Genomic DNA, 15,073 nt, shown 5'->3' on the forward strand with positions numbered 1-15,073 from the left:
AGCCGATCGGCGCGTACAGCTCAGCCGATCGGCGCGTACACCACGCCCAGCTTGTCCACCTCGTCGCCCGCGCGGCCCGTGAAGCCCACGATCTGCCGGCCCGCCGGAGCGGTGAAGGTCCTGGTATCCGCGGTGGCCGTGCCGGCCGACAGGGTGCGGCCCCGGTCCGTGGTGAAGGACGCCGAGAAGATCCGTGTCCGGTCGTCCTTCTGGCCCTGGGTCAGCCGGACGCTCGTGAGGTGTTCGCCCGCCCCGAGGGTGAGGGACGCCGCCGTCCCGCCGGTGCCGCCGTGGGTCAGGGAGGTGCCGCCGTCGTGCGTCAGGGACACCGCGTCCAGGCGTGCGCCGCCCCTCAGGGTCAGGGTGCGGGGGGAGACGGTCGCCGGCAGGTCGTCCGCGTCGTTGAACGCCGTGCCGTGCGGGCCGCCGAAGAAGTCGCTCGCCGTCAGCTCCGGGTCGAGCGTGTACGAGAAGCCGGCCGTGTGCGGGAAGTGGTCGGAGAGGTTGCCGCCCGCGGAGTCCAGGAAGGCCGCCCACTCGTTGTGGTAGCCGGTCGCCGTCAGGGAGAGCAGCGCACCGCTCCGGTAGAGGATCTTGTCGACGACCTCGCAGTCGTCCGGCGGCGCGGTGGCCGGGCAGAGCAGCGCGTCCGCGCCCTGGGCCGGCGGGGTGCCGCCCTTCACCAGGTCCACCCACGCGTCCGTCAGGCCGTTCTCGGTGACGAGGGTGCGGATGTTGTCCCCGGCGCGGGTGTAGCGCGTGTTCGTGTCCCCCATCACGATCACCGCGTTGCCGGAGGAGTTGTCCTGGACGAAGTCCGACAGCTGCTGGACGTTGGCGCGGCGGGCGGCCAGCGCCTCGTCCGTGTCACCGGCGTTGGTGTGGACGTTGTAGAGGTCCACGAACGCGCCCTCCGCGAGGCGGACCCGGGCCAGGGTGAAGCCCTTCGGGGTCAGGCAGTCGGTGCCGGTGCAGTCGTTCCAGCGGACGCGCTCGAAGTCCTCGAAGGGGAGGTCCGACAGGGTGTTCAGGCCGTCGCCGATGCCGGCCCCGCCGCTGGTGGCCGTACGGTACGGGTGGTCGTCGCCCGCGTACAGCGCCGCGTGGTAGTTGAAGTCCTCCTGGACGTTGACGAGGTCGTAGGCGCCCAACCGGGGCGAGATCAGCGGGGTGTTGGTCGCCGGGTGACCGGAACTCAGGCCTTCGGGCAGGCCGGCCACGTTGTACGTCAGGACGGTGAAGGTGCCGCCGGCGGCGGCCGCCGCGGGTGTCGCGCCGGTGCCGGCGAGGCCGGTGAGGGCCAGGGCGGCGGCCGCGAGGGCGCCGAGGAGTCGTCTCATGGGGGGAGCTCCGGGGGACGCGGGGAACGGACGGGAAGATGAACACTGCTCGCGTGCGATGGCCAACAGTGTGAGGGCCAGGGGCAGTTGAGGGAACAGTGGAAGAAGGGGCGAGCCGGACGCGTCCCGCCGGACGTCCGGCTGGTGACCCGGGACCATGTGCGGCCCCAGTGGCACGACGGGGAACCGGTCCTCACCGCCATGCCCGTCGGCGGCACCCTCGTCCCCTTCGAGGTGCCCGACCCGACACCCTGCTGCGCGGACCACTGACCTTCACGGACGCTCGCGGCGGTCCCCGCGCGGGCGGCGCGGCGCGTCCAACCCGCCCACCGGCGCCCGCGCATGGGCCGGGTCCCGCTCGCCGCCCGCGCACCACCACACCGCGGGGTCCTCGTCCTGGCTCAGGTGCATCCCGAGGCGGTGTTCGGCGCAGACCGGCCAGACCTGCCACAGGACCCCCATGACCGTCTCCTGAGCGGCCTCCGCCACCTCGGCGCTCGCGGCCGCGACGGAGGCCGTGGAGCCGTGCCACAGGTCGTTGCCGTGCCACCGCCCGTCGGGCAGGGCCACGTACACGTGCTCGCGCGGGTCCTCGTCCTCCTCCGCCGCCCAGGGCGGCAGGGCCAGCAGGCGCAGCGGGCCGGTGCCCGGCAGCAGTGCGGCCAGGTCCCGGTTGACGAGGTCCAGCGCCCGGTCCCACAGCGGGTACTCGCCGGGCCGGACCTCGCGGGGGCGCGGGGCGCCGTCGTAGCCGTCCATGGCGGTCATCCTCCACCACCGGCGGAGGCCGCCGCACGGCCGGTCCACCCGGTCGGTGCGGCCCTGCCCGTCCTACAGCCCGTGGACCGCCGAACGGGCCCGGGTGACGAAGTCCGTCAGCGACAGCCAGAAGGGGTCGTAGTACTGGTCGAACGAGGAGAGGGCGGTGGGGTCCCCGGTGATGGCCGCTTCGAGCGCCCGGTACGGCGGCCTGGTCGACAGCCGCAGGTTCTCCGCCGCCTCGGCCACCTCGTCGGGCCCTTCCAGGGTGATGACCCAGATGAAGTGCCGCAGCTTCGGGTACTCCTCGCGCAGACCGGCCCTGACCTCCTTCAGGGCGGGCAGCTGTTCGCTCCGGGGGGCCGCCGCCGCGTGGATGTCCGAAACCTTCCAGTACAACTCGGCCATCTTGTGGGCCTGTTCGATGAGGCTGACATAGGCCGTCCGGCGTGCCTCGCTCACCCGGACCGCACGCTGGGTCCGTTCGGCGGTGTGCGCCTGGATCTGTGCCGCGCGGGCGGTGCCACGGCTGGTGACCCAGCTCGCCAGCACGGCCGTACCCGCGGTCAACGAGGAGATCCACAGGGCGGAATCGGTCATGCGGTCGATCCTTCCCCGGACCGCCGGGTGTGATGGCTCCGCCGGGGACCGGCGTACGGCGACCACCATGGTTTCGGCCATCCCGCGACGGCCGGGACAGCGGTCGACGGCCAGGACGTCGGGGGCGGGGGAGCCGGGGCCGGCCGGGCGGTGCGCGGCCGGCCCCGGGACCGGGTCAGGCGCGCACGTCCGGGCCGGTCTGCGAGAACACGAAGGAGAACGCGGCCGGCGCGACGTCCAGGAAGTAGCGGGGCAGCGGGCCCGGACCGCAGGACTGCGAGCCGATGCCGTGCTGGCCGTGGTCGAGGTTGACCCACACCGTTTCGCCCGGCACCAGGTCCGTGCGGTGCCGCGCCGCGTCCAGCTGCTCGGTCGTCCAGCGCCGGGCGCTGAACCAGAACTCCGGCTCGCCCTCGATCCGCAGCCCGCCGAGCTCGGCCCAGCGCACGTCGGCGCGGGCGCCGTTCTCCTGCGGACGGACGTACGGCGTCTGGAGGCCGTCGACGGTCGACCGCCAGCGGCCGACCCGCGACGCCGACCGGGTGTCCGGGTACGCCTCGCCGGGGCCGCCGCCGAACCAGGTCACCGCGTCGGCCCCGGACAGCCCGAGGCGCACCCCGAGCCGGGGCAGCGGCACCGTCCAGGCGCCCTGCGGGGTCACGGACACCTCCAGCCGCAGCCGGGTCCCGTCCGACGTCCACCGGTACACCGTCGCAAGGCCCACCTCCCAGCCGGCCGGCGCCACCCGGGTCCGCACCGTCAGCGCGTCCTCGCCCGGCTCGACCGCGTCCACCCGGTGCCGCATGCGGTGCAGCCCCAGCTTGCGCCACAGCTCGCCGTACCGGACGTCGGACTGCCACGCCGCGCCCTCGTCGTTGTCGGTGAGCGCCCGCCACACGTCCAGCCGCAGCCCGGCCACCGCCACGGAGCCGATGGCGCGCGGCTCGCCCGTGCGGGCGTCGAAGACGGCCGGGCCCAGCGTGATCACACCCCCGTCGGTCACCGGAGCGGCGGTCGCGGCCACCGACGGCACCGCCCGCGGCGCGACCGGCACCTGGCCCCACGCCACCACGTGGCCGCGCGGCGCCCACGCCGTGTCCTCGGCCAGGACGGCCCGCACCGTCCACCCGGTCTCCGCTCCCGCCCGGACGCCCTCCGGCGGCTGACCCAGCTTCACCTCCGCCGACTCGCCCGCCGCGAGCGCCGGCACCGGCAGCGGGCCCGACGCGACCGTCTCGCCGTCCGCCTGGAACGCCCACTCGAAGGCCAGCGCCGACAGGTCGGCGAAGTCCTGCCGGTTGGTGACGCGGACGGTGCCGGCCGCGCCGTCGCCCACGATCGCGACCGGCTCGATCACCTTCTTGTACTCGACGAGGCCGGGGGAGGGGGTGCGGTCGGGGAAGAGCAGGCCGTCGCAGACGAAGTTCGCGTCGTGCAGCTCCTCGCCGAAGTCGCCGCCGTAGGCGTAGCCGTACCGCTCGTCCTCGATGCCGTGGTCGATCCACTCCCAGATGAAGCCGCCCTGGATCCGCTCGTGCGCCTCGAACAGCCGCTGGTAGTCGGCGAGGCCGCCGGGGCCGTTGCCCATGGCGTGGCCGTACTCGCAGAGGACGAAGGGCAGCGAGCGCCGCCTGAGGGTGCCGCCGTCGAGGCCGCGGCCGATCCGCTCGACCTCCTCGTGGAAGGCGTACATGCGGGAGTAGACGTCCGTGTCGCGGCAGTCGAGGTCGCCCTCGTAGTGCACGAGGCGCGAGGTGTCGCGGGCGTGGATCCACTCGGCCATCGCGGTCAGGCCGCGTCCGGTGCCGGCTTCGTTGCCCAGGGACCACATCACCACCGACGGGTGGTTCTTGTCCCGTTCGACCATGCGGGCGGCGCGGTCCAGCAGGGCCGGGGTCCAGCGGTCGTCGTCGACGGGGTTGTCCCGCCAGTCCTGCTCGACGAAGCCGTGCGTCTCCAGGTCGCACTCGTCGATCACCCACAGCCCGTACTCGTCGCACAGGTCCAGGAAGGCCGGGTGCGGCGGGTAGTGGGAGGTGCGGACGGCGTTGACGTTGTGCCGCTTCATCAGCAGCACGTCCTCGCGCATGGTCTCCAGGTCGAGCGCCCGGCCCGTGCGCGGGTGCCACTCGTGCCGGTTGACCCCCTTGAACAGGACGGGCCTGCCGTTCACCCGGATCAGACCGTCCGCCAGGACGACCGTACGGAACCCGATCCGCAGCGGGACCCGCTCGCCCGCCGTGACCAGCTCACCGTCGTACAGCCGGGGTGTCTCGGCGCTCCACGGCTCGACCGGCACCGTCACCGTCGCGCCCGTCACGACATCGATGTCCAGCGCGGGCACGGTCACCCGTCCGTCGACGTCGGAGTCGACGCGCAGGGTGCCCTCGCCCGTGACGTGGTCGTAGGAGGCGTGCACGAAGAAGTCGCGCACACCGCCCGCGGGCCGGTGCAGCAGCGTCACGTCACGGAAGATGCCCGGCAGCCACCACTGGTCCTGGTCCTCCAGGTAGGAGCCGGCCGACCACTGGTGCACCCGGACCGCCAGCACGTTGCCCGAGGCCTTCAGCAGCTCGCCGACCGCGAACTCGTGCGGCAGCCGCGAGCCCTTGAACTCGCCGATCTCCGTGCCGTTCAGCCACACCCGGGCGCAGGACTCCACGCCGTCGAAGCGCAGGACGGCGCCGCCGTCGGCGAGGTCGGGCCAGTCGTCGGGCAGGTCGAAGACCCGCAGGTGGTCGCCGGTCGGGTTCTCGGTCGGGACGTGCGGCGGGTCGACCGGGAACGGGTAGAGGTGGTTGGTGTAGATCGGGGCGCCGTGCCCCTGGAGAACCCAGTGCCCGGGGACCGTGACCTCGGCCCAGCCGGCCGCGTCGTACCCCTCCGCGGCGAACGAGTCGTCCTCGGCGTCGGCCGTCGCCGACAGGCGGAACCGCCAGCTGCCGTTCAGGGACAGGGACTTCGCGTCCGACGAGGCGTACCAGGCGCGGGGCGCGAGGGCCCCTCGGCCCGGCGAGACGTCCTCGACGTAGCCGGCGGACGGGAAGGTGGTGCGCAAAGACATCGGTCTCCAGGTCGTGAGTCGTGAGGTGTGAGTCGTGAGGTGTGGGTCGTGGGTTGCGCCGGGTGGTCGTCAGCCCTTGATGCCCGTCCGGGCGATCCCCTGCACCAGCCAGCGCTGGAGGAAGAGGAACACGAGCAGCAGGGGCAGGAGGGAGAGGGCCGTGGCCATGAAGATCAGGTGGTAGTTGACGGTCTGGTTGGTCATGTACGACGACAGCGCCACCTGCACCGTCCAGGCGCTGGGGTCCTGGCCGATGACCAGCGGCCACAGGAAGGAGTTCCAGCCGTTGATGAAGGTGATCGTCGCGATGGCGGCGAAGAAGTTGAGCGAGTTCGGCACGACGACGCGCCAGTACGCCCCCCAGTGGTTCAGTCCGTCCACGCGCGCCGCCTCCTCCAGCTCCTTGGGGAACCCCAGGAAGTACTGCCGGAAGAGGAAGCAGGTGAAACCACTGAAGAGGCCCGGAATGATCAGACCGCGGTAGGAGTCGATCCAGCCGAGGGACGACACCAGGACGAAGCCGGGCACGAAGGTGACGGCCGTCGGCACCATCAGCGTGAACAGGACGGCGTAGAAGACCTTGTCGGCGTGCCGGTAGGGGATCCGGGCCAGTCCGTAGCCGGCCAGGGAGCACACCAGCAGGGTGCCGGCCGTGTGCAGCACACCGACGACCAGCGAGTTCCACAGGGCACGCCCGAAGTCGACCGTCGGGTCGTCGAACGGCTCGGTGACGTTGCCCCACTGGATGTCGGTGGGGAAGAACGCCCACTCCTCACCGGTGATCTCCGGGTCCGTGGAGAGGGCGTTGCGGACGAGGACGTAGAACGGGACGAGGAAGAGCAGGGCGGCGACGCCGACGGCCGTGTACAGGCCGGCGGAGCCCATCACCCCGCGGCGGCCGGTACGGCGCGGCGCGGCGGCCGGAGCGGCCTCGCCCACCTCGGGTGCGGTGGCGGTCACCGGGATCCCTCCCCTCTTCCGAAGCCCATGACCTTGCCCTGGAACAGGGTCACGACGACGATCAGCAGGGTGAGGATCACCGCGCCCGCGCTGCCCGCGCCGTAGTCCTGGCTGTCGCCCAGGGCCGTGTAGTACAGCTCGACGAGCGGCGGCCGTCCCCAGGTGGTCTTCGACAGCAGGTTGAAGAACTCGTCGAAGGCCTGGTACGCCGCGATCAGCAGCAGCAGGATCACGGCGGTCGAGGTCGTCCGCAGCTGCGGCAGCGTGATGTGGCGGAAGGTCTGCCAGCCGGGCCGGGCGCCGTCCAGGGCGGCCGCCTCGTACAGCTCGCCGGGGATGTTCTGGAGCGCGGCCAGGAACAGGATCATGTAGAAGCCGGACTGGAGCCACAGCCGGGCGCTGACGATGACCAGCCAGTACCACGGCGGGTCGGGGTCGGCGAGCCAGGCGATGTTCTCCACGCCGAACCAGCCGAGCACGGTGTTGGCCAGGCCGAAGCGGACGCCGTTGAACAGGGACATCTTCCAGATCAGGGAGGCGGCGACGTAACTGCACGCCGTCGGCAGGAAGAAGACCGACCGGAAGAACGCCCGCGCGAACCGCAGCCGGTTCACCAGCAGGGCCAGCCCGAGCGAGAGCGCCCAGGTGGTGGGCACGATGATCGCGGCGAAGACGGTGAAGGTGACGAGGGCGCCGGTGAAGGTGCCGTTCTCCAGCATGTACCGGTAGTTGTCGAACCCGACGAACGTGCTGGGCGTGACGGTGAAGCGGGCCTCGAAGAAGCTGAGCCAGAGGCTCCAGCCGATCGGGACGTAGACGAAGATCAGCAGGCCGGTGAGGAACGGGCCGGTGAAGAGCCAGAAGGCGAGGGTGCCGCTGCGCCGCGGCCCGCGCCGCGACCGGCCCGCGGCGGTCTTCGCCGGGGCGGGGCGCGCGGGGCCGCGCGTGCTGGTCGTCGACATGGCGTGGTCCGTCCGCCGGGCTATCCGAAGAGCTTGTCGAGTTCGGCGCCGACGACCTTGTCGCACGTGTCGAGCGAGGCCTCGGGGTCGCCGTCCTTGCGTACGCAGTCGGCGAAGACGTCCTCGGTCGCCTTGATCATGGCCTGGGTCCAGCCGATGTTGTCGAAGTGCCCGTACTCGGTGAAGAGCCGGACGCCGTCGGCGGCCAGGCCGGACGTGAGCTTGTCGGCGGACCCGGCGATCGAGGTGCGCGGCGGGATGTGGAAGCCGTAGGAGAGCGCCCAGTCCTCCTGGTACTCCTTCTGGTCGATCCACAGCCACTTCACGTACTCCCTGGCCTCCTCGGCCCGGTCGCTCTTGGCGTTGACGAACATCGACCAGCCGCCGTTGTAGACGGCGGGCTTGCCGGCGGCGGTGACCTTCGGGAAGGGGAAGACGCCGAGGTCGTCGCCGAGCGCCTGCTGGAGGGCGGGCATGGCCCACATGCCGCAGAACTGGATGGCGGTCAGGCCCTGGTTGAGGGCGGACGGGTCCCAGTAGTCGGCCGGGGCGTCGAGGAGCAGGTCGCCGCTGGTGAACAGGGTGCGCATCTTCCCGAGCCCCTCGACGACCCCGTCCGTGTGGTAGGCGGGCCGGTTCTGGGCGTCGAGGGTGTCGGCGCCGGCCGCCCAGATCATCGGGCGGATGACCGCCTGGAGCGTGTTGCCGAGGTAGACGCCCTTGACCTTGTCCGTGGTGAGCTCGGCGGCGGCCGCGATCAGTTCGTCGAGGGTCTGCGGAACGCCCACGCCGGCCTTCTCCAGCAGCGACTTGCGGTAGAAGAAGAACTGCGGGTCGTCGATCATACGGATGCCGTAGACCTTGCCGTCGACCGTGTGCGACCGGATGTCGGCCTGGTTGAAGTCGTCCCGGACCGGCTCGACGAGGTCGGTGAGGTCCGCCACTTGACCGCTCTTGACGAGCTGGATCTGCGGGTGGAACTCGAAGAGATCGGGCGCGTTGTCCGTGAGCAGGCTCGCGAAGAGCTTGCTCTCGAAGTTCGACCCGGTGATCCACTGGGTCGTCACCTTCGCCCCGTCGTACGCGGCCGCGTACTTCTTGATCGCCTGCTCGGTGCCCGCTTCGCCGTACGCGTGGAAGTACTGCACGAGTCCGCCGCCCGCACTCCCGCCGCCCCGGCCGTTGTTGCTCCCGCAGGCGGTCAGCGCGCCGGCGGCGGCCAGGCCCGCGGCGGTCCGCAGGAGCGATCGGCGGGACCGGTTGCTGTTGATCGGTGCCGGCATGGTGACGTCCTTGTCTCGAGTACGGCTGCGGCGCGCTGTACGGCATCAGCGCCAGATGGCTCGGAAAGGCGTTGCGGTGCGGGACGTTAACCTTCGGCTAAGGCTTCGGCAAGGGGTTGGACGAAGGCGGTTCGAAGCGTTGTGTGACGTTCGGGATACCGGACGTGACGGGGTGGGGGTCGGGGGCCGGAAAGCGGGGCCCGGTGCCGGGGCGCGGGGGAACCGTCCGGGGCGCTGCCGCCGGGTCAGGGACCCTGCCTGCCGCGGCCCTTGAGGCCGGCGTCGGCGGTGCGCTGCGCGCTCCGCTGCCCGACGGACTGCAACGCCCCTTCGAGCGCGAACGTCGCCGCGCCCAGGCAGACCGGGTCGCCGGGGATCGGGGAGAGGACGATGGCGGTCGCGGCCAGCGGCCGGCGCAGTGCGTGCCGGGCGACGGCCTCGCGGACCTCGTCGAGCAGGGGCTCGCCGAGCCGGGCGGCGACCCAGCTGCTCAGCACGACGACCTCGGGGTTGAGCAGGTTGACCAGGTCGGCGATGCCCGCCGCCAGGTAACGGGCGGTGTCCCGGACCACCTTGACGGCCACCAGATCCCCCGCGGCGACCGCACGGGCCAGCGCGTCCACCGTGGCGGTCTGGTCCTCGGGGTGCAGCAGCGGGCTGCGCGGGCCGATCTCGCGCAGGTTCTGCATGATGCCCGGCGCGCCGACGTACGTCTCCACACAGCCGTGGTTGCCGCAGTGGCACAGTCGTCCGTCGAGGACGAGCGTGGTGTGCCCCCACTCGCCGGCGCTGTTGCTCACCCCCCGGTGCACCCCGCCGCCCAGCACCAGGCCGGCGCCGACCCCGGTCCCGAGGTTGACGACCACGGCGTCGCCGTGCCCGCGCGCGGCCCCGAACCACAGCTCGGCGACGGCGCAGGCGCGCAGCGGATTGTCCAGGTGGAGCGGGTGGGCGAGGTGTGCGGAGAGCAGGTCGAGCAGCGGCACGTCGTGCCAGTCCCAGTTGGGCGCGTACTCGCAGACGCCGGTGGAGCGGTCCACCTGCCCCGGCACGCTCACCCCGACGCCCAGCACCCGGGCCGGCTCCACGCCGGCCCGCGCGGTCACCGCCCCGACGGCCGCGGCGACATGGCCGACCACCTGTTCCGGCCGGCTCTCCCCGGGGCGCATGTCCTCCTCGGCGCGGGCCAGGACGTTCAGCGCGAGGTCGAACAGCTCGACGTGGACGTACGTCTCCGCGATGTCCACGCCGATCAGCGTGCCCCCGGACGTGTCGACGGCGACGAGGCCCCGCGGGCGGCCGCCGGCCGAGTCCTCGAACCCGACCTCGGTGATCATGCGCAGGTCGAGCAGCTCGCCGACGAGGGTGGCGACGGTGGCGAGGCTGAGGCCGGTGGCGGCGGCCAGCTCCTGTCGGGAGGTGGGCGACCGGGCGATGATCTGGCGCAGCACCTCGTAGCGGTTCGCGGTGCGGATGTCGCGTGACGTGCGCTTCACCGGGGAGCCCCCCTCCCGTCCGTGCGGCCGCGCCGGAGCGGTCGGGCACCGGCGCGGCGTCAGGCTATGGCGTGCGGACACCGTTCGACAAGGCCTTAAGAAAGGGGCTGTACGAAGTCCGGCGCGCCCGTTCCCCAGCAGCGTTCCTCAGCCGCCGAGGACGTCCGCGACGAACGCGTTGGTGAAGGCCCCCGCCGGGTCCAGCTCCCGTACCAGGGACCGGAAGTCGCCGATCCGCGGATACCGCCCGCGCACCACGCCGGCCGGCACGGCGTAGACCTTGCCCCAGTGCGGGCGCGGCGCGAACGGCTCCAGCGCGGCCTCCAGCTCCCGTACGACCGGCAGCACGGCCCGCGTGTCCTCGACCCAGGTGAAGTGCACGGCGACGCAGTCGTGTCCGTACGCCGGGCTCAGCCATTGTTCGTCGGCGGCGACGGTGCGCACCTCGCACGTCTGGAGCACGGGGGCGACCGTCGCGCGTATCGCGTCGATCGCGCGCAGCACGTCGACGGCGTGCTCCCGCGGCATCAGGTACTCGCTCTGGAGCTCGCTGCCGCTGCTCGGGGTGAACTCGGCGCGGAAGTGCGGCAGCCGCTCGTGCCACGGCCCCGGCACCCCGAACTGCTCGGTGCAGTTGACCGCGGGCATCCCCGGCACCGGGTGCAGCGCCTCGGTGGCCGGCGCGGCCCACGGGAAGCCGGCGAGCGGCTGGTCGGCGCGCCGCTTCAGCCACACCTGCCGGAACCCGGGCGCCCGCCAGTCGGTGAACAGGCTGACGCTGTACGCGGCCGCCGCCACGGTCTCGAAGTCCAGCTCCGCCAGGGGCAGCTCCGTGAAGACGTGCTGCTCGACGTCGAAGGCCGGCTCCAGGTCCAGGGTCAGCGCGGTCACGACGCCCAGGGCGCCCAGCGAGGTCACGGCCCCGCCGAACCGCTCGTCCGCCCGCCCGATCACGACCGTGGACCCGTTCGCCGTCACGATCTCCACCTCCCGCACGGCGGCCGCGAGGGACCCGTTGCGCACCCCCGATCCGTGGGTGCCGGTCGCCACCGACCCGGCCACCGAGATGTGCGGCAGCGAGGCCATGTTCGCCAGCGCGAGCCCGTGCGCGTGGACCCGCCGCGCCAGCTCGGCGTAGCGCACGCCGCCCCCGACCCGTACGGTCCGCGCCGCCGTGTCGACGTCGACCTCCACGGGCAGGGCGTCCAGCGACAGCAGCACCCCGCCGTCGCCCGGCTCGGCGATCTCGTTGAAGGAGTGCCCGCTGCCCAGCACCCGCACCCGCGCGCTCCCCGCCACGAGCGCGCGCAGCGCACCGAGCGTGGGCGGCCGGTGCAGCTCCTTGGCCGCGAAGGTGATGTTGCCCGCCCAGTTCGTCACGGTCTCGCCCATGCCGTCGCCCTTCCCCGAGGAGAACCAGAACCCGGTATTCCCAGGTGAACCTACCGTGCCGGCGACATGGGACCCCCCGCCCCCACCTCCCGCGGGGCAGGGGCATACCGTGAGGAGTCGTACGCCTGAGCCGGGAGGAGAGACGGATGGGCAGCCGTACCGCGCTGGTCGAGGATCTGATGGAGCGCTTTCCGCACGTGCCGCGGGAGGCGGTCTTCAAGGAGGACCTGCTGCGCGGGGGAGTGGCCTTCGACCCCTCCGCCCTCAGCGACAACGAGTCGGGCGAGGTCAAGCCCAAGTCGTACTTCATCTTCTCCTTCGACCACGGCACCCTCCCCGAACTGGGCGAGGCCGCGCTGCGGCGCCCCCCGGAGGAGATCATCCTCACCGGCGGCCCCTACGACCTGCGCCGGACGGTCGTGTCGGTGCGCGTCAATCCCTCCTCGCCGTACCGGGTGGCCGCGGACGACGAGGGGCTCCTCGGGCTCTACCTCGACGGGAAGCGGATCGCCGACGTCGGCGTGCCGCCCATGCCGGAGTACTACCGGCACACCCTCTCCAACGGGAAGTCCGTGATGGAGGTGGCCCCCACCATCCAGTGGGGCTACCTGATCTACCTCACCGTCTTCCGGGTCTGCCAGTACTTCGGCGCCAAGGAGGAGTGCCAGTACTGCGACATCAACCACAACTGGCGCCAGCACAAGGCGGCCGGCCGGCCCTACACGGGCGTCAAGGACGTCGAGGAGGTGCTGGAGGCCCTCGAGATCATCGACCGGTACGACACCGCGAAGGCGTCCACCGCCTACACCCTCACCGGCGGCGCCATCACCAAGACGGTCGCCGGCCGCGACGAGGCCGACTTCTACGGCCACTACGCCAAGGCCATCGAGGAGCGCTTCCCGGGACGCTGGATCGGCAAGGTCGTCGCCCAGGCGCTGCCGAAGGACGACGTCCAGCGGTTCAAGGACCACGGCGTGCAGATCTACCACCCCAACTACGAGGTGTGGGACGAGTACCTCTTCAAGATGTACTGCCCCGGCAAGGAGAGGTACGTCGGCCGCGACGAGTGGCACAAGCGGATCCTGGACTCGGCGGAGATCTTCGGCGCGCGCAACGTGATCCCCAACTTCGTCGCGGGCGTGGAGATGGCCGAGCCGTTCGGCTTCAAGACGGTCGACGAGGCCATCGCCTCCACCACCGAGGGCCTGCGCTTCTTCATGTCGCACGGCATCACCCCCCGGTTCACCACCTGGTGCCCGGAGCCCACCACCCCGCTCGGCAAGGCCAACCCGGCGGGCGCCCCGCTGGAGTACCACATCCGGCTGCTCCAGGCGTACCGGCAGACGATGGAGGACTTCGGCCTCTCCTCCCCGCCCGGCTACGGCCCGCCCGGCCCCGGCCACGCCGTCTTCTCGGTCAGCTCCTTCATGGACAGCCTGCCGGCGAAGGAGCCGTCGGAGCTCCGGTAGCCGCCCCGGGGAGCGGCCCGAGCCGGTCCGGGGAGCGGCCCGGGAGCGGCCCGAGCGGCTCGGGAGCGGCCCGGGTGGGGGAGCCGCCGGGGCCCGGCCGGGCTGTCCGGACATCCGCACACGGCGCTTGTCAGTTGTGCGGGACATGTGAAAAGCTCTGCCCCTGCCGCGAGGTTCCCCCCAACTCCATTGCGTTCAAGGTGAGTTGACCTCGCCTGTGGATGCAGGAGACTCATGCCCGACCTGCCGACCCCGAAGGACGCCGCCGAGGCCGCGCTGTTCTCGGAGTGCTGGGACGCCGTGCTGTCGTACGCCGACCTGTGCACGTCCGGCTCGACCGCGGCCAACCAGCTGGCCCGTGAGGCGTTCGCGCTCGGCATCCGTGAGGCCCGTGCCGCCGAGGACGGGTCCCGGCACAGCGTCGGCCGCCGCGCGTCCCGGCTGCCCCGGATCCCCCTGCTGCTGACCGCCGTGCGCACCACGGCGGCCGCCTGGGAGGCGCAGGGCCAGGGACACCGGCTCGACCCCGATCTACGGCTGTGGCTGAACTCGGAGAAGGCCGCACGCTACACCGGGCCGCCCCTGCGCCGCCCGATCGCCCTGCGCGGGCTGCGCGACATGCAGGAGCCGGACGCGGCGCTGCTGTGGCTGGCGGAGGTGGAGGCGCTGCCGCTGCGGGCCGTCGCCCGCCGGCAGGGGCTGGACCCGGCCGCCGCGACGGAGGAGCTGAACCAGGTCCGCGGCCTGTTCCGGGACCGCTGCCACCGCAACCACCTCGACACGCCGATGGACGCCGAGTGCCGCAGCTACGTCCGGCTGCTCGACGCCGTCACCCGCTCGCCCGTCGCCGACACCCCCGAGGACCTCTCCCGGCACCTCGCCACCTGCGTGGAGTGCGCGGAGGCCGCCGCCTGTCTGCGCCTGCACGGCGGCGGACTGCCCGCCGCCCTGGCCGGCGGGGTCATCGGCTGGGGCGGCCTCGCCTACCTGGAGCGCCGCCGCCGCGCCGCCGAGGTCCGCTTGGGAGCCGGCCGCCCCGACGCGCCCGACCCGGACGGCGACGCGCCGGACGCCGCCGCGAGCCGGGCACGCGTCCGGCGGGGCGGGCTGCTGCTCGCCGCCGGCGTCGTCTCCGCGCTGGCCCTCGCCGTGACGCTGATGCCGTCCGGCGGTGGCGGCGACAGCTCCGCCCAGGGCGGCGCGCCCACCGGCGGCAGCCCGGTCGCCGGCCCCGCCGTCTCCTTCTCCGCCTCGCCGTCGGCCGTCGCCCCCGGCCCGTCGTCCCCCTCCGCCTCCCCGGACCCGTCGACCGGCTCCGTTGCCCCCTCCGCCTCCTCGGGCACCGGCTCGCCCACGACGACGGACCCCGACCCGGAACCCCAGGGCACCACCTCGTCCACCGCCGGCGCCGGCGGCACCGGAGAGACGGTGGGCTGCACGGCCAGCTACGACCTGGTCAACCAGTGGCCCGACGGCTTCCAGGCCACGGTCACCGTCACCACCGACCGGGCCCTCAGCTCCTGGAGCGTGGCCTGGTCCTTCCGCGACGGCCAGCGGGTCGACCAGATGTGGGACGCGGGCTTCTCCCAGGACGGCTCCCGCGTCACCGCGACCGCCGCCGACTACAACCGGTCCGTCCCCGCCGGCGGCTCCCTCTCCTTCGGCTTCCTCGCCTCCTGGCAGGACCGCAACACGGCACCGTACGACTTCAGCCTCGACGGGGTCGGCTGCACGGCGTCCTGAGCGGC

General features: G+C 72.7%; 12 protein-coding genes. 3 read left to right on the forward strand and 9 right to left on the reverse strand.

From position 1 onward, the window contains the following. Window positions 1-20: 20 nt before the first annotated feature. A complete protein-coding gene (locus ACIP67_RS19770) occupies window positions 21-1,340 on the reverse strand; it encodes a jacalin-like lectin (RefSeq protein WP_401693191.1) in 1,320 nt (439 codons plus the stop codon). Window positions 1,341-1,427: 87 nt separating this feature from the next. Here ACIP67_RS19770 and ACIP67_RS19775 point away from each other — a divergent pair, with 87 nt between their 5' ends. Continuing rightward, window positions 1,428-1,610, forward strand: a complete 183-nt coding sequence (locus ACIP67_RS19775; RefSeq protein WP_401693292.1) for a hypothetical protein — start codon at window positions 1,428-1,430, stop codon at window positions 1,608-1,610. Between the two features lie 3 nt (window positions 1,611-1,613). Here ACIP67_RS19775 and ACIP67_RS19780 read toward each other — a convergent pair whose 3' ends face one another. The 8 genes from ACIP67_RS19780 to ACIP67_RS19815 form a co-directional block, all read right to left on the reverse strand. After that, the gene (locus ACIP67_RS19780; protein ID WP_401693193.1) at window positions 1,614-2,108 is read right to left on the reverse strand and encodes a hypothetical protein; all 495 of its coding nucleotides are present in this window, start codon (window positions 2,106-2,108) and stop codon (window positions 1,614-1,616) included. 63 nt (window positions 2,109-2,171) lie between these two features. Further along, a complete protein-coding gene (locus tag ACIP67_RS19785; protein WP_401693195.1) occupies window positions 2,172-2,699 on the reverse strand; it encodes a hypothetical protein in 528 nt (175 codons plus the stop codon). A gap of 175 nt (window positions 2,700-2,874) precedes the next feature. Beyond that, a complete protein-coding gene (locus ACIP67_RS19790; RefSeq protein WP_401693197.1) occupies window positions 2,875-5,763 on the reverse strand; it encodes a glycoside hydrolase family 2 TIM barrel-domain containing protein in 2,889 nt (962 codons plus the stop codon). Window positions 5,764-5,832: 69 nt separating this feature from the next. Further along, entirely contained in the window at window positions 5,833-6,723 is an 891-nt protein-coding gene (locus ACIP67_RS19795; protein WP_401693199.1) for a carbohydrate ABC transporter permease, read from the reverse strand. Next, window positions 6,720-7,685, reverse strand: coding sequence for a carbohydrate ABC transporter permease (locus ACIP67_RS19800; protein WP_401693201.1), 966 nt, complete (start codon window positions 7,683-7,685; stop codon window positions 6,720-6,722). Before ACIP67_RS19800 ends, ACIP67_RS19795 begins: the two co-directional genes overlap by 4 nt. A gap of 20 nt (window positions 7,686-7,705) precedes the next feature. After that, window positions 7,706-8,968 carry an ABC transporter substrate-binding protein gene (locus ACIP67_RS19805; protein WP_401693202.1) on the reverse strand — a complete coding sequence of 421 codons (1,263 nt, stop codon included), beginning with the start codon at window positions 8,966-8,968 and terminating at the stop codon, window positions 7,706-7,708. Window positions 8,969-9,213: 245 nt separating this feature from the next. Next, entirely contained in the window at window positions 9,214-10,464 is a 1,251-nt protein-coding gene (locus ACIP67_RS19810; protein ID WP_401693203.1) for an ROK family protein, read from the reverse strand. A 147-nt stretch (window positions 10,465-10,611) separates the two neighbouring features. Then, a complete protein-coding gene (locus ACIP67_RS19815; RefSeq protein ID WP_401693204.1) occupies window positions 10,612-11,856 on the reverse strand; it encodes an FAD-binding protein in 1,245 nt (414 codons plus the stop codon). 146 nt (window positions 11,857-12,002) lie between these two features. Between ACIP67_RS19815 and ACIP67_RS19820 the strand changes: the two genes are divergently transcribed. After that, window positions 12,003-13,325, forward strand: a complete 1,323-nt coding sequence (locus ACIP67_RS19820; protein ID WP_401693205.1) for a radical SAM protein — start codon at window positions 12,003-12,005, stop codon at window positions 13,323-13,325. A 234-nt stretch (window positions 13,326-13,559) separates the two neighbouring features. Then, on the forward strand, window positions 13,560-15,068 hold the full coding sequence (locus ACIP67_RS19825) for a cellulose binding domain-containing protein (protein ID WP_401693207.1): 1,509 nt from the start codon (window positions 13,560-13,562) through the stop codon (window positions 15,066-15,068). Window positions 15,069-15,073: the final 5 nt, after the last annotated feature.

The organism is Streptomyces sp. NPDC088812 (genome assembly GCF_044750285.1).
GTDB lineage: Bacteria > Actinomycetota > Actinomycetes > Streptomycetales > Streptomycetaceae > Streptomyces.

Coding starts and splice junctions, on each gene's coding strand:
- ACIP67_RS19770 (WP_401693191.1), bottom strand. CDS start 1,340: ATGAGACGACTCCTCGGCGCCCTCGCGGCCGCCGCCCTGGCCCTCACC.
- ACIP67_RS19780 (WP_401693193.1), bottom strand. CDS start 2,108: ATGACCGCCATGGACGGCTACGACGGCGCCCCGCGCCCCCGCGAGGTC.
- ACIP67_RS19785 (WP_401693195.1), bottom strand. CDS start 2,699: ATGACCGATTCCGCCCTGTGGATCTCCTCGTTGACCGCGGGTACGGCC.
- ACIP67_RS19790 (WP_401693197.1), bottom strand. CDS start 5,763: ATGTCTTTGCGCACCACCTTCCCGTCCGCCGGCTACGTCGAGGACGTC.
- ACIP67_RS19800 (WP_401693201.1), bottom strand. CDS start 7,685: ATGTCGACGACCAGCACGCGCGGCCCCGCGCGCCCCGCCCCGGCGAAG.
- ACIP67_RS19805 (WP_401693202.1), bottom strand. CDS start 8,968: ATGCCGGCACCGATCAACAGCAACCGGTCCCGCCGATCGCTCCTGCGG.
- ACIP67_RS19815 (WP_401693204.1), bottom strand. CDS start 11,856: ATGGGCGAGACCGTGACGAACTGGGCGGGCAACATCACCTTCGCGGCC.
- ACIP67_RS19820 (WP_401693205.1), top strand. CDS start 12,003: ATGGGCAGCCGTACCGCGCTGGTCGAGGATCTGATGGAGCGCTTTCCG.
- ACIP67_RS19825 (WP_401693207.1), top strand. CDS start 13,560: ATGCCCGACCTGCCGACCCCGAAGGACGCCGCCGAGGCCGCGCTGTTC.